Origin of the sequence: Pullulanibacillus sp. KACC 23026 (genome assembly GCF_029094525.1) — a bacterium.
Taxonomy (GTDB): Bacteria; Bacillota; Bacilli; order Bacillales; family Sporolactobacillaceae; genus KACC-23026.
In genome coordinates, this window is record NZ_CP119107.1 from 3,465,949 (window position 1) to 3,489,620 (window position 23,672).

Consider the following 23,672-nt stretch of genomic DNA (forward strand, 5'->3'; position numbering starts at 1 on the left):
TTCCTGATGACTAATAAAGTTTGCATGAAGAATAGACACCCGGGCCATGCCAGACTTGAAGCCTTTTAGTCCAGCGTGTTCTCTGAAGGAATTGCGGGAAACCTTTCCTGCTAAAATGTTCCCTTTAGTAAAATAAAATTGGCTTGACTGCCTCCCCTAAGGAAAAGGGTAAGCGTTCAAGCCAACATTCGTGTTCTTAAGGTTTAATATTTTGCGTAACGGCTAATGTTTAATAGGACACCTACTGAGATCAGCATTAATGTCAGCGAAGACCCTCCATAGCTTAGGAATGGTAAGGTGATGCCGGTTACTGGCATTACCCCTGTTACGACAGCAATGTTAATCATCACTTGAATCGCAATCATCCCAATAATACCTACAGCGAGCAGGCTGCCATATAAGTCTGGTGCTTTTAAAGCGATCCGGATTCCCCGCCACAGCAGGATACAAAAAAGAAGTAATACAAAAGTAGCACCGATAAACCCAAGTTCTTCCGCTACAATGGCAAAAATAAAGTCGGTTTGAGGTTCGGGCAAATACTGAAATTTTTGTCTGCTTTCCCCTAATCCGAATCCGAGCAGACCGCCCGGGCCAATCGCATAAAGCGATTGGATGATTTGAAACCCGCTGTTTAGCGGATCTTTCCACGGATCCATAAAAGACGTAATCCTTTGCATCCGATAAGGAGCAGAAATGATCAGTCCAGCAAAACCGATTAACCCCATAACGCCGAGAAAAACAAAATGCTTGATTCTTGCCCCTGATGTAAAAATCATGGTGACACAAGTACCGAGCAAGACGGTGCCTGTACCTAAATCAGGTTGGAGCATAATTAAACCAAATGCAAGAAACACTAAAACTAAGGAAGGCAGTAAGCCTTTTTTGACGGTTGTAATGTATTTTTGATTTTCTGAGAGAAACTTAGCTAGAAAGAGGATCATCGCCATTTTCGTAAATTCAGATGGCTGGATCGAAAAAGCGCCAACGCCTAACCAGCTGCTCGCCCCTCCTCTTACTAGACCAACACCGGGTATCAAAACAACAATTAACAACAAAAAACAAATTAGTAGAGCAAGCTTCGCCCAAGAGCGCCACGTCCAATAGCTAATGTTCATAACAAAGAACATCGCTGCAACGCCTATTCCCGCAAATAAGAGCTGCCGTTTAGCAAAATAAAAGGCATCATCAAACTTATAAGACGCCCAAACGGCACTTGCACTGTAAACCATGATTAAACCGACTGCCAACAAAGTTAATGTTACTGCAATGAGTAAAAAGTCTGGCGCTGTTCTTACCTTTTGCATGTCCTACACACCTCGAGTCGCGTCATACAACCTGTCTACTTCAGCATATGCACCTGCTTCGTAAACATGTCTCCGCGTTCCTCAAAAGATCGATATTGATCCCAACTTGCACAGGCTGGAGATAGAAGAATCACGTCTCCTGCCGTTGAAAGTTTATAAGAAACGGGTACCGCATCCTCCACATTATCGACCGGAATAATCTGTTTCACACCTGCTTTTTCAGCTGCATCCATTAATTTCGCTTTGGTTTCTCCAAATGCGACAAGTGCCTTCACATTCTCGAGGTAGGGAATGAGGCTGTCAAAATCATTGCCGCGATCAAGTCCCCCTGCCAACAAAATAATAGGCTCCTGAAAAGCGCTGAGGGCCTTTGAGGTGGCAAGGATGTTGGTCGCCTTTGAGTCATTATAAAATTTGCGTTCATGAACCGCTCCAATATATTCTAAGCGGTGAGGGACACCAGAAAAAGTATGAAGGGTTTTCCTGATCGCTTCTGTACTAACCCCATACAGCTTTGCAGCAGCGGCGGCGGCAAGTGCATTCGCAATGTTATGCTCGCCTTTTGGCATCGCTAAGTCCTCGGCACTCACAATCAATTCGCCCTCAAAATAAAGGCCCCCATTCAAATAATAAGCACCTTTTTCATCCATTAGATTCTTTACACTAAAAGGCACCTTTGTAACAGAAAGGGGCTGAATGAGCCTCGTGACTTCTTCATCATCGGCATTGTATACCAGATAATCTTCCTTTGATTGATTTTGACTGATCGCGAGTTTGGCTTGTCCGTAGGCTTCCTTAGTCCCGTGATAATCCAAATGAGCATCAAATAAATTCAAGAATACTGCGATTCGCGGATGAAAGGTCTTCGTACCTAGCAATTGAAAGCTTGAAAGCTCGGCTACTAGGACCTGATCAGCGGTTGCATCTTGAACCACTTCAGTCAAGACAGTCCCAATATTGCCCGCCACAATAGGCTTCTTATTTCCCATCTTTAACATATCACCAATTAACATAGTAGTGGTTGTCTTCCCATTGGACCCTGTTATTCCAATAAAAGGCGCTTCCGAAAGCTGATAAGCAAGCTCCACTTCAGTAATAATTGGAATCTCGCGTTTAACCGCTTCTACTAAAAGCGGATTGGAATAAGGAATACCCGGATTTTTAACGATGAGTTTCAGATCCCCATCGAGAAGTGAAAGCGGATGACCGCCGTCCACTATTTGTATGCCTAATTGTTTAAGTTCCTTCGCCTTCGGATCCTCTGAGAGCGTCGAACGGTCGTTAATCACGACCTTAGCCCCCAATTTATGAAGCATCTTGGCAGCGGCATAGCCGCTCTTAGCTAATCCTAGAACTAGGATATATTGACCTGTATAAGTCTTGATGTCTTTCATCTATAGCCACACCTTTGTATAAATTCCTATTACGGCAAATAATAAACCGACTACCCAAAACGTTGAGACAATACGCCACTCTGACCATCCGGATAATTCATAATGATGGTGGAGAGGACTCATTTTGAACACGCGTTTTCCCGTTGTTTTAAAAGATGCCACTTGGATCATAACGGATAGCGTTTCAATCACGAAGATCCCGCCAATCACAATCAAGAGTATTTCCGACTTCGTAAGGATTGAAACTCCGGCAAGTGCTCCGCCAATAGCAAGCGACCCTGTATCACCCATAAACACCTTAGCAGGATGAGCATTAAAGACTAGGAAACCAAGCAAGGCACCTGTCATCGCCATACAGAAAAGCGTGATATCAAATTGATTTTGATAATAAGCAATAATTGCAAAAGCAGCGAAGGCTACTGTAGCGGTTCCCGTAAGAAGCCCATCCATTCCGTCTGTTAGATTCGTCCCATTCGACGTCCCTAAAAGCATGATGACTACAAGAATCATATAGCCCCATGACAACGGGATCTCAATATGGGTGCCCGGAATCGTTAGCTGTGTTGAAAGCTTCAAATGATAAATAACACTATCAAAAATAATGGCAACCACAATTTGAGCGAACAGCTTTTGTTTTGAAGTAAGTCCAAGATTTCGCTTCATGACTACCTTAATAAAATCATCAAGGAAACCGATAAGCCCGTAAGCAACGGTTAAGAAAAGCAATAAGCCAATTTCAGTTGACATTAACTGATGGGAAAGACTTTCATAAATGGCAGCAAGTGCGGCAGAGATAACAATCACCACACCACCCATAGTTGGTGTTCCGGCTTTTTTCTGGTGACTCTTAGGCCCTTCTTCACGGATATATTGACCAAATTTCATCCGACGCAGAAAAGGAATAAACAGCGGTGATAAAATAACAGCAATTAGAAAGGCAAGCAGTAATGTCATAAAAAGAAGGATCATCATTTGGAGATCCCTCCTTCTCTTTGTAAGTCTTGGATTAAGGTCTCCAGTTTCATTCCTCTTGAAGCTTTAAAAAGCATAACCGTTTTTTCTCCTAAAAATGATAACAACAAAGGAATCGCATCTTCTTTCATTTGATATTCATGAATTTGAACAGACGAAGGCCGCTTTTTCAGCTCGTCAGCAATCCATCGCGCCTTTGGTCCTATGGTTACGACATCTGTAATCGGCGCAGCCAGACAGTCGGCAACCTTTCTATGGAGGGCTTCTTCATCAGGCCCTAACTCATACATATCCCCGAGAACTGCAACAACTTTTTCAAAACCGCTAAGTTCCTTTAAAGTTTCCAAGCTTGCGATCATCGAAGTGGGGCTGGCATTATAGGCATCATTTATGATCATCGTACCCTTAGGTCCCGCTGTCACCTCAAAGCGCATGGCTGTAATGGTTAAATGAGCCAATGCTGTTTGGCATTGCGCTGGGCTAATTTGTAATTGTTCAGCAAGTGCCAAAGCATATGCGGCATTCTTAATGTTATGCTTACCATATAAAGGAACATGGTAAAGATGTCCATCAAATACAAACTCAGATCCCTTGCTGTTTAACTGAACAGAAGAAATGTGCGCCGTGCAGGTTTCCGAGTAACCCACCCTGATGGAGCGTTGATTCGTTGCGGCTTGAGTGAGAAGCGGTTCATCTCCATCACAAATAAAGACGCCATCTGGTTTTAAGCCATTCAAAATTTCCAATTTCGCTTTTGCAATCCCCTCACGCGATCCTAAATATTCAATATGGGATTCTCCGATATTGGTGATAATCGCAAAATCAGGATTAGCAATGCGGGTCAGTACATCAATTTCGCCAAAATGATTCATCCCCATCTCCAAGATAAGTGCCTCAGTGTCTTTCGGCATACTTAAAATGGTGAGTGGAAGTCCAATGTGATTATTAAAATTCCCTTGTGTTTTATGAGTTCGAAATTTCTGTGTCAGAACCGCTTCAACTAAATCCTTAGTGGTGGTCTTTCCATTGCTTCCCGTCACACCAATTACAATTGGATGGGTCAGCTTAAGATAATGTTTCGCACTCTCCTGCAAAGCTTTAAGGGTATCCTCAACCATAAATAATGGAAAATCATCTGGCAGTGCTTGAGGTACAGGAACATCTTTTTGCCAGAACGCAGCCTTCGCTCCATTATGAATGGCCTCAAGCAAATGATCGTGACCATCAAATCGCTCCCCTACAATAGGGAAGAAAAGGCTGTCAGGAACCGGTTTCCGGCTATCCGTATTAACGGTCCACTCTGCCTCTAAATTATAGTTCCCAATCACCTCTTCGGCAATTGGGTAAAACACTCCTGCTCGAATTCCCATTTAGAAACGCTCCTTTATTGCCTCCATGGCAACCTGTCGATCATCGAATGCTAAGATGTCTGTCCCAATAATTTGATATGTTTCATGCCCTTTTCCGGCAATAAGGACCACGTCTTCATCCGTTGCAAGGCTGATCGCTTGATTAATGGCCATTCGGCGATCCACGATAACCTCATAGTCAGCCTCTTCAGGAAGTCCTTCAACCATTTCTTCAATGATTTTTACGGGGTCTTCCGTCCGTGGATTATCTGAAGTAAAAATCGAATAATTGCTGAGTTCGATCGACTTATTTGCCATAATAGGTCGTTTTTTCCGATCGCGGTCACCACCGCAACCAACCACCGTAATAATTTTCCCCTTTACGAAAGCATGAATCGCCTTCAAGGCATTTTCTAAGCTATCCGGTGTATGGGAATAATCCACAATGACAGCAAACGGCTGTCCGCCGACAACTGGCTCGAAACGGCCTGGGACACCCTTCATCCCCTCGACAGCCTTAATAATGTCATGCATCGATAGACCGCTCGCATAGCACGCTAATCCCGCAGCAAGCACATTATAGACACTAAACTTACCAATTAATTTCATATGAACAGGATAAACAGCATCCGGAGTCACCCATTCAAACGATGTCCCTTGACCCGTGATCGAAATGTGACGTGCCTGAAAATCCGCAGCCTGATCAATTCCATATGTTAGTACTTCGGCAGAGGTCACCCGTTTTAAAAATTTGGACGCCTCATCATCTTCATTAAAAATTGCAAGCTTCATTGAATCTAATTGATATGTATTTCCCAATTGAGAAAATAGAAGCGATTTTGCATGCAAGTAGTTTTCCATTGTGTGATGATAATCAAGATGGTCCTGAGTAAGGTTTGTAAACACACCGATGTTAAAATCAAGTCCTCTTACACGGCCTTGATCAAGCGCGTGTGAGGAAACCTCCATTGCACAGGTTTCGACGCCCGCATCCACCATTTGGCGAAAAACTCTCTGCAGGTCTACCGATTCTGGTGTCGTATTAGAAACAGGAATTTCAGTATTATTGAAATGAATGCCGATTGTTCCAATAACACCACTGGATTTTCCAGTTTCCTGTTGAATATGCTGAATTAATTGTGTCACAGTTGTTTTACCGTTCGTCCCAGTAACACCGATAAGATGAAGTTGGTGGCTTGGCTGCCCAAAAAAGGCATCCGAAAGCAGCGCTAACGTTCTCCTAGTATCGGAAACATAAATCACAGGGACCGATGAATCGACAGGTACTTCTGCCACGATCGCGACCGCCCCTTTTTCAATCACATCTTCAACAAAGCGATGACCATCAAAAGACTGACCTTTAATACAGACAAAAAGAGAGCCTGGAGTCACCTTCCGTGAATCCATCTCGATCGATGTAATAACAGGGTTCTCCTCACGATCCTTTCTATAATAGTTCATTGTATGCAATAACGTATCTAATTCCACTGATATAACCTCCAATTGAAAGATCTCGTTCTCCCCGAACTCTTTCAAGTTTCCATTTTACCACTTGTTTATCAACTTGAAAATGTCAGGAACAATAATTACAAAGAGTCCTTCAAAACAATGGAATAATTAGGAAAACAAATAAAAAAGGGGTCAGACCCCTACGATCAAAAATCGTGACTTGTTGGGGTTTGTCCCCCGCTAACTGAAGAAAAAGCGGCTTAGAGGGGTCAGACCCCCCTGTATCTATTTTTTGTCTTTATCAGCCGTTCCTTCAAAATAAACACGTATGGACGAGCCTGCTTCAACTTTTGTTCCTGGCTTCGGTGCTTGCCTGACAACCTTGTCTCCCTGTCCGTTTGATAGAATTTTAAGATCATAGTAGCTTTGACTGATTTGCTTCTTTGTTTTGCCAATAAGGTTAGGTACTTTAACCGTTACTGGATCACCGTATCGCTCTTCTTTTGGCATCCCGTTTGTCCGTTGTTTGACTCCCATGGCACTGAGACTATCAGCAATAATCCGACCGGCAATAGGTGCAGCAACGGTACCACCGAATTGCACCGTATACTTCGGATGGTCGATCGCGACATACACGACAATCTGAGGATCATCGGCCGGGGCGAATCCCATAAATGAGAGGATGTAATTATTTTTCAGATAGTGACCATTTTCTACTTTTTGAGCCGTTCCTGTTTTCCCGCCGATCCGCCAGCCGTCCTGATAAGCATTACGGCCTGTTCCGTTTGCCACAACGCTTTCAAGTGCCTCTCGCACTTTTTTTGACGTCGCCGAAGAAATAACTTGTCGCTTCATGACAGGACTGTTTTGGCTCACTACCTCACCTGTATCAGGATCAATCCAGTCCTTTGCGATGTATGGCGTGTAGAGATAACCGCCATTAACGGCAGCGGAAACGGCTGCAACTTGCTGAATCGGTGTGACAGACACCCCTTGACCAAACGCAGTAGTAGCCGTTTCAAGTGGCCCCATGCGGTCAGGACTAAATAAGATTCCTTTTGCCTCTCCTTGTAAATCAATTCCCGTTTTTTGGCCAAATCCAAATGCATTAATATACTGCAGGAGTTTATCCTTTCCTAAGCGTTGACCGAGTTCAACAAAACCAGGGTTGCAGGAATTTTCAACAACTTGCATGAAGGTTTCGGAACCATGGCCACCCCGTTTCCAGCAGTGGAGATTCGTCCCTGCTACGTCAATATACCCTGGATCATAAAAGTCTTCATTTTTCAAATCGACCTTATCTTCTTGAAGTGCCGCAGCCAAAGTAATGACCTTAAAAGTGGAGCCCGGCTCATAAGTTTTCCACACTGGGAGATTGTGGTTATACACATCTTGGGTGACTTCTTGATAATTCTCAGGGTTAAAATCAGGGCGTGATGCCATACCAAGAATTTCACCTGTATTCGGATTCATGGCAATGGCAATTTCTCCTTCTGGATGATATTTCGATTCGGCATTATCCAATTCCCGTTCAATGATCTTTTGAACCTTTTCATCAATGGTCAATTGTAGATTGAGCCCATCTTTTGGCGGCGTATAAGTATCCTTTAATGACGACATCCGGTTTCCTTGAGCATCTGAGAAAAAATTGACATGCCCAGACATTCCTTTAAGTAAAGCATCATAATAGGACTCTAAACCCGTCAAACCCTGGTTATCGATCCCAGCAAACCCTAACACATGGGACAGGAAGCTGCCATTCGGATAACTTCGCTTAAAATCTTCAGCAATAAACACACCCGGAAGGTTAAGCTTCTTAATTTCCAGAGCCTTTTCATTACTGATTTTCTTTCCTTCTGGGTTAATATACACCGACAAAGCCTTCTTAGTGATTGTCTTATAGACCTTTTCGTCAGAAGCACCTAAGACCTTTGCAAGAGCTCTCGCTGTTTTGGCAGGATTTCGAACTTGCCTCGGCACAATTAAGACGGTTGGGCGACTCTCATTCGTAGCGAGCACGTTTCCATTCCGATCGAGAATATCCCCCCGTTCTGCCGCGTAAGGAATTTCTTTACTCCATGAATCTAAGGCTTTCTGAGTGAGCCAATTGTTCATAAAAATTTGAACATAGCCAAGTCGAATAATAAAGCCCCCAAATACCAATAAACCAAAAATAAGTATGAAGATTAGACGTTTTCTCACTGTAACATTTGATACTCGCAAATCAGGCCCCTCCCACTTTAAGCTTGTATACATATATGCAAAGCTTGGACATTTTAGAAGGACAAGATAGGAGCAACTGACTATTTTCATAAGAAAAAACAGGATCATTTGCCCTCTTATCTGAATAAAAGATACGGCATGCGATGGAGGGCTCCAACGCACCTAATGAACCGGTGCCGAGCGCAAAAAGCGTGTGAGGCTCCTACGCACGAGTGTGCAAGACAGGCTTGCCCTCGAAAATGGATGAGATGAGAACCAAAATGGTGGACAAGGGAAGCTTTAGGCGTAACATCATTTTTTATTTGTGCTCCCCCTGGCGCCGTTAAATGCACCACGAGGGTGATCGACCGCGACCGCATTCAGCTAATTTATTTCAATACAGCTCAATAAGCAAAAAAAAGACACCCATATCGGATGCCTTTCTTATAAAAAACAAGTTTTTTCCTAAAGTTGGTTTAAGGGGATTTCAAGGTGACTTTAAGCGTATCTCCATTTTTGACAATCGTATCTGGTTTGATTGATTGGCTAACAACAAAGCCATTTCCTTCTATCTTTGGTTGGAGATCGAGCAACTGGCAAAGGGATAGGACATCATTCAGCGACCAATTGGTTAAGTCCGGCAAGCTAATCGAGCCATCGCCAACTAAAATGATTTGACTTCCCTCAAATACCTTCATACCGGCTGTGATGGATTGGGCGGTCACGTTTCCACTTCCTAGCGTTACCACTTTCAAGCCGTCATTCTCCAGCTCAGTTTGTGCCTCAGCGATCGACTTGCCCGACCATTGTCCAACCTTAACAGTTGGTTCAGGCTTCGCTTGTTCGCCCTTATTAACGGTTCCTCCATCCGGAGAGATCGACATGTATTCAAGTCCTGTCTTCATAACCGGATTAAAAATTTTAGCAATGGGCGCTGATTCCGAGTAGTTTTCAGACTGTTTAAGATGGGGTTGTTTAATGGCTACGTAAACAATCAGCTTTGGATTTTTTTGCGGTGCCATCCCCAAAAATGAAAACCAATAATTATCGACTCCCGTCAGATAATGGCCATTTTGCCAAATTTGCGCTGTTCCTGTTTTCCCAATCACCTGGTAACCTGGAATATTGTACGCAGTACCTGTTCCAATAGAAGTATTACTTACAACCCCTCTTAATAAATCTCTTACTTCTTTTGCCGTTGCAGCGGTAATCGGGTGACCAGCAACTGTCGGTTTGGTCTCTTTAATCACCTTATTCGTATCTGGGTTGGTAATTTTTTGAACCACATAAGGTTTCATCATCGTTCCATTATTGGCTACAGCCGAAGCCGCCTGAACAAGCTGAATCGGTGTGAAAGCAGAGCCCTGTCCAAAGCTGGCCTCTGCCGAATCGACACGATTATCCAAGTTAACTATACTGTTCTGTTCATTCGGCAAATCGATCCCCGTCTTTTGTGTGAGGCCAAACGCTTTAATGTACTTCTTAAATTTCGTCGGGCCCAACAAAATATTCTCGACTCTTGAAAACGCCACGTTCGACGAGCGATCCAAGCCTTGTTGAAACGTGATAGTGCCCCAACCGTTCGGATTCCAGTCGTGAATCGGCGTACCATCTACCGTATAAGTGCCTGAAGGATAAGTGGCGTTACTGTTCCAAACCCCTTCGTTAACGGCAGCGGATAACGTGAAAATTTTCATAACAGAACCTGGCTCAAAAGGGTCCGAAATCGCATTATTATAGTAGTTTGTAATGTCACGCTGGTTTGGATTAAAAGTTGGACGCGATGACATCCCGAGTATAGCCCCTGTCTTAGGATCCATGACGATCCCTACCATACTTTTGGGGTCATAATCTTTTTGAACCTGGCTCATCGTCTCCTCAAGAACCGATTGGATATTTTTATCAATCGTGAGAGTAACATTGTCCCCGTTTTTCGGCTTTTTAATCTTTTGATTGCCATCCGGCATTAAATTCCCTTGGCTGTCACTATAGAATTTAATGCTTCCGTCCGTTTCACTCAAATAAGAGTTAAGCGATTTTTCAAGTCCATACACCCCTGTCTGTTGATCGTTCTCAGGGTCCTGCGACGTAAATCCAAGTAAATAAGAGGCAAATGAGCCATTTGGATAATCGCGTTTGGAGGACTTGATAAACTCGATTCCGGGCAATTTCAGTTTTTCGATTTGCTGCTCTTGATCATAGCTAATCTTCGTTCCAGCTGACCCAAATTGAACCTGAAACTTATCTTTTTGCATATAATTCAAGAGGGTTGATTCATCGGTATGCAGGATAGGCGCGAGCTCTCGAGCCGTTTTCTCCTTATTCTTCACATGAGAAGGGGCATCCTTCGAAAGAACGGCAACAACTGTATAGGCAGGGACGTCATGAGCTAATACAGCTCCGTCTCTGCCTAAGATTTCGCCCCTTTGAGCATCTATTAATTTGACCGTTGTCCACTGTTTCTTACCTACATCCAAAAGGTCCTTACCGCTGACTGTTTTGGAATGAGCGAGATACACAAAGCGCATCCAAATAGAACCAAAGGCTAGGATAAAGATGAGGGCCAAGAAAGCGGCCCACCGATTTATCGTTTTATTTTTTGTTGGAAACATGTCACCACGCCTTACTTCACGACTTTTACGTTCTTAACATCAAGAGTCATACCAAGCTTGTCCTTTGCATAATTAATAATGCGTTCTGGAGCACTTAATTGAGAGATTTGTGTTCTAAGCCCCGTATTGGTGCTTGAGATCGTCTCAATTTTCGTTTGCAGCTGGCTGACTTGTTTAGTTTCATTATATAAGGCGGTCGCATTTGAAACAATGGTGATACAAAGAATAAAAACGGTAATTACTCCCAATCCCCATAAGACTTTTTCCCCTTTAGTAATTCGTTTCCTTGGGAGAACTTGAGGCTCCATTTGAGGTTCTGTTACTCGGGACCGGCGGACAGTTTCATTTTCTCTTAATCTTTGTGGAGCTAAGCTCATCTTATTTCCCCTCTCTCAGACTTTATCTCGTATTTATTTTTTCGGCAATTCTTAACTTAGCTGAACGAGAACGGCGATTTTCTGTCTGTTCCGTTTCGGTTGCGACAATTGGTTTTCGATTCACAAGCTTGAGAATCGGCTCACCGCCCTCAGGTATAGCTGGCATACCTGGCGGGAGTTCAATTCCCTTGCTGTAATCAGCAAAAATTTGTTTGCATAAACGATCCTCTAATGAATGAAAGGTAATGACTGAAAGGCGTCCGCCTACTTTAACAAGCTCGATGGCTTGCTCAAGCGATTCTTCAAACACCTTCAGTTCATCATTTACAGCGATTCGTAAGGCTTGAAAAACGCGTTTGGCCGGGTGCCCGCCTTTTCTTCGGGCAGCGGCAGGTATGCCTGCCTTAATTAATTCCACTAATTCAGAAGTTGTCTGAATCGGCCTTTGTTCACGTTCCTTTTCAATCATTCGGGCTATGGACTTGGCGAATTTTTCTTCTCCATAACGAAAAAAAATACGAATGAGCTCTTGATAAGACCACTCATTGACGATCTCTTTTGCGGTCAAGGACTGCTCGCGATTCATTCGCATATCGAGAGGGCCATCATGTTGATAACTAAAACCGCGTTCACCAATATCAAACTGAGGTGACGAGACCCCTAGATCATAAAGCACGCCATCCACTTCGTTAACGCCTTGATCATGAAGAGCTTCCTTTATGTACTTGAAATTACGAGGAATAATAGTCCATTGGCTGGAAACTTTTTGTAGACGTTCTCCCCCTGCTTTGACCGCTGTCTCATCTTGATCAAAGGCATAGAGATGTCCTGTCGTCAGCCTGCGAAGAATCGCTTCGCTATGACCGCCGCCGCCCAATGTACAATCCACGTAAATCCCATCTGGTTTAATGTTCAACCCTTCAATAGCTTCGTCTTTTAAAACCGTAATATGTTCAAACATGCTGCTAGTCATCTCCAAGATTTTTTAGACGTTTGGTTGGGTTCCCGCCATGATCCGGGAATAAAAAAAAATTTCTAAAACCACCTAACACGCCACTTGAACGAGTTAGAGATCAAAGTCGAGTAAGCTCTCTGAAATCTGTTCAAAGGAGGCTTCAGACTCTTCATAATAGCCTTCCCAAACCTCTTTGCTCCATATCTCAATCCTGTTGGATACGCCGATTACAACACAGTCTTTTTCTAGTTTGGCATGTTCTCTAAGCGGCTGCGAAAGATTAACCCGGCCTTGCTTGTCCAATTGGCATTCCACAGCACCTGAGAAAAAGAATCGAGTGAAGGCACGTGCATCTTTTTTAGTAAAAGGTAGATTTTTGAGTTTTTGTTCGAGGAGCTTCCATTCTTCCATAGGGTAACCAAATACACATTGATCCAATCCGCGTGTCAAAACAAACGTGCTTCCAAGATCATCACGAAATTTGGCAGGCACAATCATCCGCCCTTTTTCATCAATGGCATGTTGGTATTCACCCATGAACATGGTCTCTTCCTCACTTTCTTCCCTAACTCTACCACAATCCCCCACTTTCCTCCACTATATTTATAAAATTCGTTTTAACCAAAAAAAATCCTGCTAAAATCAGCAGGATTTTCAAAAAAGGTTTCGTTAGATTTCTCGTTAATTCTTTCATTTTCACAAAATAATCTTAGAGAAATACCGCATATTGTCGACCGTTGTATGAATAGCGCTCTTTCATCAGTCGATCGACGAGATCCGGTCCATATTCATTTAGAAAAGCATAAACCGACCAGCTTCTTTCTTGCGGTCCATTGTTTGGAAATAATTGCGCTTCTAAATAATCGAATCGTGATAATTCTGTTTGATGGCGCACGCGGATATAACGTTCCATTTGTTTCTTTAAATAATCCATCTGGTGCTCAATCCGATCCCAGTTTGAACGGCTTAATTCATTCAGTTCTGAATGAATTTGAACGGCCAGTTCCTTATAAGGCTGATAGGCCGTTTTCATTGCCTCGCGAGCCGTTTCAAAATAACGGTCGACTTCCCATTCATGCTGTGCCTTTAACCATTCCTCTTTTTTATCCCGAAGCTTGCCCTTCAGAACATCCTCTACCGTTAAATTCTTTTCCTGAAGCCATTTTTCTGCCTGGCGATTAACCATTACTAAGTGAAAACGCGGGACAACCGGCGGCATTAAAATACCCAAACTATGAAAAGCAGGCTGCAAGGCCGACCAATAAGCAATCTCCCCTGGGCCGGCAACGAAAGCGAGCGTCGGGAGAACCAAATCCTGCATCAAAGGGCGTGTGACCACATTATTGCTCAAAAGATGAGGGGCGCATTCCGTTAAGCCAAGCAGCTCTTCTTTCGTTTTACGAAATCCTTTATCCGTATTCACAAAATCGCCTTGATCACGCGTTAATAGGATCCGTTGCTGTTCATGGGTGACAAAGAGGTTAGCACTTTGATCGGTTTGATCCAATTGAACCGTATAACCCGCCTGCTTCAGTCTTTCAAGCTGGCTCGTCACTCCCGTTGCAATTTTCTCAGATCGATCAATCATCTCAGCGAAATAGGAAGATTCTATCTTTCTCAGATGCGGATCTGCTGAATCCATTAAAACGAGGCCATACTTTCCAAAAAGCTGATGGATTAAGCGGCCAAAAAAGCTCACAAGCGTATCCGCTTCTCTAACCGTTTGCTTAACCTGTTTCAGAAGCTCTTCTGTAAACTCGGTTTCTCCAAAGGCTCTAAAAACCTCTTCGACCCACTTTTCCAATTCATCAGGATTATAGGGAAGATCCGAGACAGCCGACTGTCCGCTTCCTTTTATTTTAAAAGGAAATTTGCGAAGACTGTTTTGCTGATAGAAAAAGACATGGTTCACTTCAGCAAAATCATGATCCTCTCCAGCAATCCAGAACACGGGAACAACGGGAACTTTCAATTGTTCCTCTTTCTCTCTCGCCAGCTGAAGAATCGCCAAACATTTATGTATGGTAAAGATAGGACCCGTTAATAATCCTGCTTGTTGTCCTCCAACTACGACAACAGAATTGGGTTTAGTCAAACGATTAATGTTTTCAAATACTTGAGATGGCGCTGAAAGCCTCTGATTAAATTGAGTTAAAACTTGAACGAGTTCTGCCCGCTTATACGGTCTTGCTGATAACTCTTCCAACCGTTTTTGATAAGATGCCTCGCTGTTATAATCATAATCAAAAAAAGCATGGATAGTTGGTGATGACGCGCTATAGGCTTCCACCAATGGGCTTGGCTTTGGAAGATCAATGAGCTTTACATCCATATGACCTGTTAATCCCCTCTCTAATCTATGTTGCTAAAGACTTTAATGTCTATCGTGACAACTGTTTATTTTAATTTTCCTAAAAATAACCATCATACGCAAAAAAACTTGTCGGAGGTTTGAAAAAACGCTTCGATTTTCTTTTCACACTAGAGTATATCAAAGTTTTGGGCAGACCCCAAAAATGACGCTTACTCTTCCTTAAAATTAGCATTAACAGATCGAACGCCTTCCAAACCTTTGATGGAATGATATAAAAAAGAGGTTAATGGTTTTGGGAGAGAGGGGTGTTGTGTCATCATATAACCTAAAATTGCGTCAATTTCCGTCTTGCGGTTGGCATCCAAATCCTGCAGCATCGAGGAACGATTCTTCGCAGTGGCTTGTCCAACCAGTTCAATATAGTTCCATTTTTCTTTTCGTAGCGAATCAGGAATAGTTAACGCATCCGCCAGTTCTAGAAAAATAGAATGGGCTGCGCTTCGAAAAAAAGGATTCTCGAACACTTCTCCGTTTGTAATCTTATAGAGTGCAGTGAGCGGATTAATAATCGCATTCACTAAGAGTTTATCTTCTAGAAGAGGCTGCCAATCCTTAACCAGTTGGACATTAAGAGAAGGGATTTGACAAAGACGGCTCACTTTATCCGAATCTCCTTTAAAAACTCCCATTTTAATCTGCCCCTTGCCATTCCAGTCAATCACATCATCCTGAACTTTCCGAACGCCATGTTCGACGATGCCAACAAATAGATGTTGATAGTCTAGCGCTTTCATTAATGGGAGATGCCCCATTCCATTTTGGAGAAAGACAATCGCCTGTTCTGGATGACGGGGTACAGCATGTTCTTTTAAAAGTGCAGGCAAGGCGGGTTGTTTGACCGCTATGATCATTAACTCCTCTTCCCATGGACTTGCAGCAGGCTTAATTTGAATCCCCTGCTTATAATTGGCTTCATCCAATTGTGTGATGCCATTCTGAATTAATAAGGCACGCTGCTCCTCCCGCCGAACGTACAAACTGACTGCTTGATATTGACTAATGACGGAGGCCAACAGCATCCCAATCGCGCCCGCTCCGATAACTCCAATGGATGTCACTTTCCTCACACCTTTTTTATATAGAGATCGACTAACACGCTTAACATTCTATCACACTCATGGGATTGCCCAATAAGAACAAACGTATATGGAGCCCTTTGTGTGTGATGGGGGCTCCCATACACCAAAACGCGCCATGAGCGGAGCCCTTTGTGTGTGAAGAAGCCCCATTACACACTCTTCTGCACAAGGTTTTCTCATGGTTTATAATTAACTATCCACAAGTCCAGATTCTAGTTTCCTAAGAAATAATAAAAACGCTAAACCCGCGTCTTTATTGGAACAGAACAGACCTCTTCAAGACGTCATGCTTGAAGAGGTCTGTCCCCCAAAAATTAGACTGGATAAACAGGATGTTTTCGAACGCCAAAAGACACCTGTTTTGACTCATAACGGGTAAATCGGGCTATTAAAACCTCTCTCAGTTGTTCTCCTGTCACGATATCATCAATGATCATCTCTGAGGCAAGCTTATAAATGTCAATTTCATCTTTGTACTCCGCCTGTTTTTCCATTACAAAGCGAATTCGTTCTTTTGGGTCCTCTATGGCTTGAATTTTATTCGAATAGACCGCATTGACGGCAGCCTCAGGCCCCATAACCGCAATTTGAGCAGTAGGCAGCGCTAGACAGCAATCCGGCTCAAATGCAGGACCCGCCATCGCATAAAGCCCAGCACCGTAAGCCTTTCGTACAATGACAGAAATCTTAGGAACTGTCGCCTGACTCATCGCGGCAATAAGCTTGGCACCGTGCCGGATTATTCCTGCATGTTCTACCTTTGTTCCAATCATAAACCCTGGGACATCAGCTAAGAAGAGTAGCGGAATATTAAAAGCATCACAAAGCGTAATAAATTTAGCTCCTTTATCAGCCGAGTCAACAAACAACACTCCACCTTTGACTTTCGGCTGATTCGCGATGATGCCGACTACCCTGCCATTCAAACGGGCCAAACCCGTAATTAATTCAGGAGCAAAAAGTTTCTTGATTTCAAAAAAACTTTGATCATCCACAAGTGCCGCTATAAGATCATACATGTTAAAGGGAGCGTTTTGATTTTCTGGCACCATTTCCGTAATGGTTCTCGTCACCACAGGTTCAATCCCTTTCATCATGCGCGGCTTTTCTTTAAAATTCTTAGGAAAGTAGGATAAGTACTCACGGGCTTTTCGAATCACTTCTTCTTCAGTAGAGGCGAGCAGATCCCCGCATCCGCTCACGGTACAGTGCATGCGTGCCCCGCCCATTTCTTCGAGTGTGACCTTCTCCCCAATGACCTTCTCCGCCATCCGCGGTGACCCTAAATACATCGATGCATTCTTATCCACCATAAACACCACATCACAAAAAGCAGGGATATACGCGCCTCCAGCAGCAGAAGGGCCAAATAACAGACAGATTTGCGGAATCATGCCTGATAAACGGACTTGATTGTGAAAAATCCGTCCGGCTCCTCTTCGATTGGGGAACATCTCTAATTGATCAGTGATCCGCGCTCCGGCAGAATCGACGAGATAGAGAAGAGGGACCTGCAACTTTTCAGCGGTTTCCTGGATTCGGATAATCTTTTCAACCGTCCTCGCCCCCCACGAACCTGCTTTAACCGTTGAATCATTGGCCATAACGCAAACCGTTTGACCATTGATTGAACCCATGGCGGTTACAACACCATCGGCTGGTAAATTCCCCGCCTGAACGTTAGCAAAGAGGCCGTCCTCAATTTGAAAATCCCCCTCATCAAATAAAAGGGCTAACCGATCTCTGACAAAGAGCTTGCCGGCTTCTCGCAATTTGTCATGGTATTTTTCCGCACCACCCGTGTAGATGTTTATCTTTAATTCTTGATAACGCTCGTTCATGTTTGACATGGATTTACTCCTATCTTAATTAATCTAAAGTGATCACCTGGTAAACTGAGCGAACGCTCATTTTAAGATCAAGCTACATTCAGATCGATGAGGATTACTCTAAGACAACGAGCACATCACTTTCATTTACAAAATCGCCTTCTGCCACTCTAATTTCCGTTACCGTTCCGCTTTCGGGGCTCTCAATGGGGATTTCCATTTTCATCGACTCTAACACAATTGCCGTATCACCTGATTGAACGTGATCTCCAACCTTAACATGAATCGTTAAGACAGTCCCTGCCATGCTTGCTTCGATTGTCTTCATCACGAATTCCTCCTCGAATTCAATAATTGAGTTGTATAATGACCTCTTTTAAAATCGGATTCTTTTAGCAACTCCACAAATAATGGTGCATTCGTTTTAATCCCTTCGATCTTCATGGCTTCAAAGAAAGCAAGAGCCTTATCTATGGCTTCATCACGCGTTTCACCAGAAGCAATGATTTTCGCAATCATCGGATCATAGAAAGGGGTGACCGTATTTCCTTCTTCATAGCCTTGATCGATGCGTATTCCTCTTTTTTCTGGGATAGAAAATACCTTAAGCTTTCCAGGTGAAGGCAAGAAGGTTTGAGGATCCTCCGCATAGAGACGGCATTCAATGGCATGACCCGTCCGACTGATTTCGTGCTGCTCTTTAGGTAGAGGGTTTCCCTCCGCCACCCGTATTTGCCATTCCACTAGATCTTCTCCCGTTATGAGTTCGGTTACCGGATGTTCAACCTGTAATCGCGTGTTCATTTCAAGAAAATAAAAGCTTTCATCTGGAGCAACGATAAATTCCACGGTTCCTGCGTTGCAATAATCGACAGCTTTTGCTGCTCGTATCGCCGCCTCTGCCATCCGCTCACGCAACGCGTCGCTCAAAAAGGGAGAAGGTGATTCTTCAATGACTTTTTGATTCCTGCGCTGGACTGAACAATCACGTTCGAATAAGTGGACGACATTGCCGAAGCTGTCTGCAACGATCTGAATTTCAATATGCCGTCCATTTTCAATCACTTTTTCAACAAACATTGAAGCGTTTCCAAAATACGTTTGCGCCCGTTTGGCATTCGTTGCAAAAGCTTTTCTTAATACTTGTTCATTTTCACACACCTGCATACCAATCCCGCCACCGCCGGCACTTGCTTTCAACATGACAGGATAGCCGATTTCATTTGCTAATTGAACGGCAGACTCAACAGTTTCACAAGCTGCTTCACTTCCATCTACAATCGGAACCCCTGCTTGCTTCATAAGCTGCCTTGCCTGAATCTTATCCCCCATAGCCCGAATCGCATATGGCTTTGGTCCAATAAAAGTTAAGCCGGACTCTAAAACGCTCTCCGCAAAGCTTGCATTCTCAGACAAAAAGCCATAGCCAGGATGAATGGCATCCGCCTTATACTTCTTAGCCGTCTCAAGAATCACATCCTGATTCATGTACGACTTCTGAGAAGGAGGCTCACCGATTCGGACATTCAAGGTGGCATCTTTAATATACGGGAGCTCTTGGTCGGCATCCGAGTAGACCGCAATGGTTTCAATACCAAGACGCTTACAAGTTCGGATAATCCGGGCCGCAATTTCACCTCTATTGGCAATCAGCAATCGCTTCACGACACCTGCACCTCCTGTAAAAACGCTTACATTTAGATGAAAATCAATGGTCATTCCATCTTCGCTTCACTATAATTGAGCGAATGACCTATATTATAATTGTATTGTACTCAAACAATTATAACAAGTGAGATTTTACCCTTAACTGCAGATGTTTTCATACAAAAGCCGACTTAAAGGGGTTTTTCTCTTTTCCCCTTCAAGCCGGCTTTTTAGTTCATCTATCAATTAAAATTAGTGCATGAAACTTAATCCTTCTTCGATTGGACAGAGAGTGCTTCTGTCACTTCTCCCCATTCATTATCACTTTGGATGTTAGAAGGCTCTGAATACCGTCTTGCCCGGTCCATAATCTGGATGAGCGCCTGATAATCCTCTTTCATCATTAAGAAATCTTTCTTTAACTGTTCACTCTCCCGCTTAAGTAACTCAGCTTGTTGTTTGAGGCTTTCATTCTCTTCTTTTAGAAGGGCTAATTCCTCATCTGTCACTCGGCTCGCGGATTGCTGTTCTAATTGTTTAAGGAATTCAATAACCTGTGATAAGTTTAAGTCTTGTTCATCTGAATGGTCAGCTGATGAATCCATCAGCTTGATAAACGGTCTTTCTTTTCTCTTATTTCCAACTTTATTTTTCTTATTCAATTCTTTTCGTTGCTTTTTGGCTAAACTAATCGCATTTTCATAGCGTTTTCGAATTAAGGAGTTCCAGCGAAACCCACAAGCCGCTGGGGTACGGGATAAGGTTTTCCCTACTTCCTCAAAGGCGGAAAGCTGTGTACTACCTTCACGTATATGTCTTAAAACCGTTTCGGCCAGCAGCAAATCCTCATCATCTGTCCACGCATCTTGACGAATAGCTGACATCGGCGATCCCTCCATTTCATTTGCTTTTTACCTTATGATATGCAAATGGTAGGAAAGATAGACTTTATAATTCTACCAAAAGTTAAAGAAGAATTTTTATCTAATTTCTATTAGATGGCTTGAGAAGGGAATTGGCTAATTTCCCTGTTTCACTTGCCAACACATTAATCTCATAACTTTCAATTAGAACTTCGGGTTATTTGGTGAAAGGTCAAATACGAAATGAAACGCGAGAACCGTCCCCGCGTTTCGAAAAACGAAAAGGAACGCGAGAAGTGTCCCGTTTCAAATCAAAACCACCCGTGATAACGGGTGGTTTGTTCTACGGCTGAAAGCCTCTGTTACTGGCCAGCCCTTCAAAGGGTACTGAAAGATTCCCCAACCGCACTACTTCTCCAGCTACCCTAAAGGGCTTCTTTTATTTTTTCTTGTTTTTATTCTTAATCTCTTCTCCTGTGAATGGATCTATATATTCAAACATGCTTAATTGTTCTGCAACTACGTCCTCTTGTAACTGGTTTCGAATGTATTCTTCAATTACTTTCTTATTTCTTCCTACTGTATCAACATAAAATCCTTTACACCAAAATTTTCGATTCCCATACCGATATTTTAAATTGGCATGTCGGTCAAAAATCATTAAACTACTTTTCCCTTTCAAATATCCAACAAAAGATGAAACACTTATTTTAGGTGGAATACTTACAAGCATATGTATGTGATCTTTACATGCTTCGGCTTCAATAATTTCTACACCTTTTCTTTCACATAATTGTCTTAAGATCATTCCTATATCCTTTTTAAGTTTCCCATATATAATTTGTCTTCTATACTTTGGTGCAAAAACAATGTGATACTTACAATTCCATTTGGTGTGTGCTAAACTGTTAACATCAGGTTTTGACATAAAGAGTCTCTCCTAGTTCGATAAATTTGGTTGGGGAACCAAAATTTATTGTAACACTAAGAGAGGCTTTTTTTGATACCTCGCTGAAAGCTTTTCTGAACCCTAGGCATAGCCTAGGGTTTTCTTTTTACAAAAAATGAGGAACCCGGCAAATGCCGGATTCCTCATTATTTGGAAGTCTTATTTTTCTACGACTTCTTTTCCTTTATATGAGCCACACTCTGGGCAAACGCGGTGAGCTAATTTAAATTCACCACAATTGTCACATTTAACCATGCCAGGCACGCTCAACTTAAAATGCGTACGACGTTTGTTCTTACGAGTCGTTGACGTTCTTCTTTTAGGTACCGCCACGATTTCCACCTCCTTGATGCATCCATCAGTCATCCAATAATTCTTTTAACTTGGCCAATCTTGGATCAAGTTGTTGTTTCCGATTCCCATCAGCCACAAAGTCCCAGCCTTTCCCGCTTGGGAGCGGCAATTCCTTAGCCTTTTCACTGATCACACGTATTGGTTTCTCAACTAATATCGCTTCTTCAATGTATGGAACCAAATCAATCGTCTGATCGACCACTTCATGGGTTTCTTCATCCACATGATCCTCTTCGCTGAAAGAGGCATCCCAATGAAAGGTATCCGACATTTGAATATGAAACGGAAATGGGACATCTTCAAGTGTAATAGAGCACGGTAAAACCATCTCACCTTTAACGGTCAAGTAAAAGCTCGCTTTTGAACGAGATATTTCTGCATAACCTGATACGTTCACCGGTGAAACCTGGCGTATTTCGCGGTCTCTATTCGTTAAATCTTCTTGAAGAGAGAGGGTTTCATCGATCATTAAACCATCATTCCGATATTTAACCAGCTCCGGAACTGTCCATTTTAATGTCACGGCCTATCACCTCAAGACAACAAGTGTTATTATAGTCGCAGTTAAGCGAAATGTCAATAGATTGCCCTTTACAGTCATTCCTGAAAAGCCTAAGCTTAGAGTAACAAAAAAAGCTAAGAAACACCAACTTTTACTAAAGCCAAAAAAAGAGACTTCAACATGCACAAGGAGGAGTGAGACGCATGAAAGTGGCAGGTGTCGTAGTGGAATACAATCCCTTACATAATGGTCATCTTTATCATTTACAAGAAATGCGAAAAAAAATCCAACCCGACCTTACAGTAGCGGTCATGAGTGGTCCTTTCCTGCAGCGGGGGGAACCTGCTTTATTATCAAAATGGACACGTTCCCGACTCGCGCTTCAAGCCGGCATTGATCTTGTCTTTGAACTTCCCTACGCCTATGCGACACAAAGAGCGGAAGTATTTGCATTCGGTGCCGTGAGCCTCTTACAAGATATAGGGGTAACCGACCTTTGTTTTGGCAGTGAGCAGGGTGAGATTGCCCCTTTCTTGAACACTTTAGATCTTTTAACTTCCAATAACGAGACTTATAACGCTTCATTAAAAGCCTTCATGAAGGAAGGGTATAGCTACCCCAAAGCACAAGCCCTTGCCTTTAAAGGGTTATCACCAGAGCGCGATCAGACAATCGATTTAACTCAACCCAATAATATTCTAGGCTTTCACTACATCAAGGCAAGCAGGCTATTAGGCGGGGCCATTACGTGTCATACCATAAAGAGAACCGGTGCGGCCTATCATGACAAGTCACTCACCCAGAAAAAGATTGCAAGTGCTACGGCTATTCGTCAAGCCTTGTTTGAATCAAACGGTGAATGGCAAGCGCTCAAGCCCTATGTTCCACTATATACGGCAGAAGCTTTAGAAATCGCCGCTAATCAAGATGGGTTGAGATCATGGGAAGACTACTTTCCTTTATTAAAATATCGACTGCTGACCGATTCAGGGGAAGCCATTTCCGCTATCTATGAAGCCGAAGAAGGACTCGAGAATCGGCTGAAAAAAGAGATTGAAAAAGCAGCGGACTTTCAATCGTTTATGGAAGCGATCAAAACGAAGCGCTACACTTGGACACGCCTTCAGCGTCTGCTCACCCATATTTTGACGCAAGCGACCAAACAAGAAATGATGAGTGCCCATGCCCTAGAACGGCCAAATTATCTCAGATTACTGGGCATGTCGAACAACGGTCAACAGTATTTGAATCACCAAAAAGAAACTCTAAGGATTCCTTTAATTTCAAGACTTAATAGAGAAAATCAAACCCTTCTTCATCGGGATATTCAAGCCGCTAAATGCTATCAGTTAATTCCAAACGGAGAATCCTCGGAGTTTGAACAAGTACCCGTTCAACTAAGCACCGCAAAACCTTCAGGTGTTTAGACAAAGGCACTGAAGAACTTTTGTTTTTTTAATT

20 protein-coding genes are annotated in these 23,672 nt (G+C 43.0%); 1 reads left to right on the top strand and 19 read right to left on the bottom strand.

Translation table 11 applies throughout. From position 1 onward, the window contains the following. Nucleotides 1–203: 203 nt before the first annotated feature. The 19 genes from spoVE to PU629_RS16220 all read right to left on the bottom strand — a co-directional run bounded on the left by spoVE (nt 204) and on the right by PU629_RS16220 (nt 22,232). Nucleotides 204–1,304 (bottom strand): stage V sporulation protein E, encoded by a 1,101-nt coding sequence (gene spoVE, locus PU629_RS16130; RefSeq protein WP_275281076.1) that lies wholly within the window; start codon nt 1,302–1,304, stop codon nt 204–206. Nucleotides 1,305–1,339: 35 nt separating this feature from the next. Continuing rightward, nucleotides 1,340–2,698 carry a UDP-N-acetylmuramoyl-L-alanine--D-glutamate ligase gene (murD, locus tag PU629_RS16135; protein WP_275281077.1) on the bottom strand — a complete coding sequence of 453 codons (1,359 nt, stop codon included), beginning with the start codon at nt 2,696–2,698 and terminating at the stop codon, nt 1,340–1,342. Continuing rightward, nucleotides 2,699–3,670, bottom strand: coding sequence for a phospho-N-acetylmuramoyl-pentapeptide-transferase (mraY, locus tag PU629_RS16140; protein ID WP_481900446.1), 972 nt, complete (start codon nt 3,668–3,670; stop codon nt 2,699–2,701). Further along, nucleotides 3,667–5,040 carry a UDP-N-acetylmuramoyl-tripeptide--D-alanyl-D-alanine ligase gene (locus PU629_RS16145; protein WP_275281078.1) on the bottom strand — a complete coding sequence of 458 codons (1,374 nt, stop codon included), beginning with the start codon at nt 5,038–5,040 and terminating at the stop codon, nt 3,667–3,669. Before PU629_RS16145 ends, mraY begins: the two co-directional genes overlap by 4 nt. Beyond that, complete coding sequence (locus PU629_RS16150) at nt 5,041–6,507, bottom strand: UDP-N-acetylmuramoyl-L-alanyl-D-glutamate--2,6-diaminopimelate ligase (protein WP_481900447.1); 1,467 nt, start codon at nt 6,505–6,507, stop codon at nt 5,041–5,043. 246 nt (nt 6,508–6,753) lie between these two features. Beyond that, nucleotides 6,754–8,691, bottom strand: coding sequence for a stage V sporulation protein D (locus PU629_RS16155; protein WP_275281079.1), 1,938 nt, complete (start codon nt 8,689–8,691; stop codon nt 6,754–6,756). A 455-nt stretch (nt 8,692–9,146) separates the two neighbouring features. Next, nucleotides 9,147–11,282, bottom strand: a complete 2,136-nt coding sequence (locus PU629_RS16160) for a penicillin-binding transpeptidase domain-containing protein (protein WP_275281080.1) — start codon at nt 11,280–11,282, stop codon at nt 9,147–9,149. 11 nt (nt 11,283–11,293) lie between these two features. Next, entirely contained in the window at nt 11,294–11,659 is a 366-nt protein-coding gene (gene ftsL, locus PU629_RS16165; RefSeq protein ID WP_275281081.1) for a cell division protein FtsL, read from the bottom strand. A gap of 22 nt (nt 11,660–11,681) precedes the next feature. Then, nucleotides 11,682–12,620 carry a 16S rRNA (cytosine(1402)-N(4))-methyltransferase RsmH gene (rsmH, locus tag PU629_RS16170; protein ID WP_275281082.1) on the bottom strand — a complete coding sequence of 313 codons (939 nt, stop codon included), beginning with the start codon at nt 12,618–12,620 and terminating at the stop codon, nt 11,682–11,684. Between the two features lie 105 nt (nt 12,621–12,725). Next, nucleotides 12,726–13,157: a division/cell wall cluster transcriptional repressor MraZ gene (mraZ, locus tag PU629_RS16175; protein ID WP_275281083.1), complete on the bottom strand. Its 432-nt coding sequence runs from the start codon at nt 13,155–13,157 to the stop codon at nt 12,726–12,728. 166 nt (nt 13,158–13,323) lie between these two features. Next, nucleotides 13,324–14,946 carry a bacillithiol biosynthesis cysteine-adding enzyme BshC gene (bshC, locus tag PU629_RS16180; protein WP_275281084.1) on the bottom strand — a complete coding sequence of 541 codons (1,623 nt, stop codon included), beginning with the start codon at nt 14,944–14,946 and terminating at the stop codon, nt 13,324–13,326. Nucleotides 14,947–15,137: 191 nt separating this feature from the next. Further along, nucleotides 15,138–16,046, bottom strand: a complete 909-nt coding sequence (locus PU629_RS16185; RefSeq protein ID WP_275281085.1) for a 2-dehydropantoate 2-reductase — start codon at nt 16,044–16,046, stop codon at nt 15,138–15,140. A gap of 335 nt (nt 16,047–16,381) precedes the next feature. Next, nucleotides 16,382–17,917, bottom strand: a complete 1,536-nt coding sequence (locus PU629_RS16190) for an acyl-CoA carboxylase subunit beta (protein ID WP_275281086.1) — start codon at nt 17,915–17,917, stop codon at nt 16,382–16,384. A gap of 94 nt (nt 17,918–18,011) precedes the next feature. Beyond that, on the bottom strand, nt 18,012–18,224 hold the full coding sequence (locus PU629_RS16195) for an acetyl-CoA carboxylase biotin carboxyl carrier protein subunit (RefSeq protein ID WP_275281087.1): 213 nt from the start codon (nt 18,222–18,224) through the stop codon (nt 18,012–18,014). Continuing rightward, nucleotides 18,224–19,561, bottom strand: a complete 1,338-nt coding sequence (locus PU629_RS16200; RefSeq protein WP_275281088.1) for an acetyl-CoA carboxylase biotin carboxylase subunit — start codon at nt 19,559–19,561, stop codon at nt 18,224–18,226. Before PU629_RS16200 ends, PU629_RS16195 begins: the two co-directional genes overlap by 1 nt. 248 nt (nt 19,562–19,809) lie before the next feature. After that, nucleotides 19,810–20,427, bottom strand: coding sequence for an RsfA family transcriptional regulator (locus tag PU629_RS16205; RefSeq protein ID WP_275281089.1), 618 nt, complete (start codon nt 20,425–20,427; stop codon nt 19,810–19,812). Between the two features lie 418 nt (nt 20,428–20,845). Next, on the bottom strand, nt 20,846–21,334 hold the full coding sequence (tnpA, locus tag PU629_RS16210) for an IS200/IS605 family transposase (protein ID WP_275281090.1): 489 nt from the start codon (nt 21,332–21,334) through the stop codon (nt 20,846–20,848). 180 nt (nt 21,335–21,514) lie between these two features. Beyond that, a complete protein-coding gene (rpmF, locus tag PU629_RS16215; RefSeq protein WP_275281091.1) occupies nt 21,515–21,688 on the bottom strand; it encodes a 50S ribosomal protein L32 in 174 nt (57 codons plus the stop codon). A gap of 25 nt (nt 21,689–21,713) precedes the next feature. After that, entirely contained in the window at nt 21,714–22,232 is a 519-nt protein-coding gene (locus tag PU629_RS16220) for a YceD family protein (protein WP_275281093.1), read from the bottom strand. Between the two features lie 182 nt (nt 22,233–22,414). Here PU629_RS16220 and PU629_RS16225 point away from each other — a divergent pair, with 182 nt between their 5' ends. Further along, nucleotides 22,415–23,638: a nucleotidyltransferase gene (locus PU629_RS16225; protein ID WP_275281094.1), complete on the top strand. Its 1,224-nt coding sequence runs from the start codon at nt 22,415–22,417 to the stop codon at nt 23,636–23,638. The last annotated feature ends 34 nt before the right edge of the window (nt 23,639–23,672 follow it).

Excerpts from the sequence above, each read along its gene's own strand:
- PU629_RS16190 (WP_275281086.1), bottom strand. The coding sequence starts at position 17,917 with ATGTCAAACATGAACGAGCGTTATCAAGAATTAAAGATAAACATCTAC.
- bshC (WP_275281084.1), bottom strand. The coding sequence starts at position 14,946 with ATGGATGTAAAGCTCATTGATCTTCCAAAGCCAAGCCCATTGGTGGAA.
- murD (WP_275281077.1), bottom strand. The coding sequence starts at position 2,698 with ATGAAAGACATCAAGACTTATACAGGTCAATATATCCTAGTTCTAGGA.
- rsmH (WP_275281082.1), bottom strand. The coding sequence starts at position 12,620 with ATGTTTGAACATATTACGGTTTTAAAAGACGAAGCTATTGAAGGGTTG.
- mraZ (WP_275281083.1), bottom strand. The coding sequence starts at position 13,157 with ATGTTCATGGGTGAATACCAACATGCCATTGATGAAAAAGGGCGGATG.
- PU629_RS16225 (WP_275281094.1), top strand. The coding sequence starts at position 22,415 with ATGAAAGTGGCAGGTGTCGTAGTGGAATACAATCCCTTACATAATGGT.
- PU629_RS16160 (WP_275281080.1), bottom strand. The coding sequence starts at position 11,282 with ATGTTTCCAACAAAAAATAAAACGATAAATCGGTGGGCCGCTTTCTTG.
- ftsL (WP_275281081.1), bottom strand. The coding sequence starts at position 11,659 with ATGAGCTTAGCTCCACAAAGATTAAGAGAAAATGAAACTGTCCGCCGG.
- PU629_RS16145 (WP_275281078.1), bottom strand. The coding sequence starts at position 5,040 with ATGGGAATTCGAGCAGGAGTGTTTTACCCAATTGCCGAAGAGGTGATT.
- PU629_RS16205 (WP_275281089.1), bottom strand. The coding sequence starts at position 20,427 with ATGTCAGCTATTCGTCAAGATGCGTGGACAGATGATGAGGATTTGCTG.
- mraY (WP_481900446.1), bottom strand. The coding sequence starts at position 3,670 with ATGATGATCCTTCTTTTTATGACATTACTGCTTGCCTTTCTAATTGCT.
- spoVE (WP_275281076.1), bottom strand. The coding sequence starts at position 1,304 with ATGCAAAAGGTAAGAACAGCGCCAGACTTTTTACTCATTGCAGTAACA.
- tnpA (WP_275281090.1), bottom strand. The coding sequence starts at position 21,334 with ATGTCAAAACCTGATGTTAACAGTTTAGCACACACCAAATGGAATTGT.
- PU629_RS16195 (WP_275281087.1), bottom strand. The coding sequence starts at position 18,224 with ATGAAGACAATCGAAGCAAGCATGGCAGGGACTGTCTTAACGATTCAT.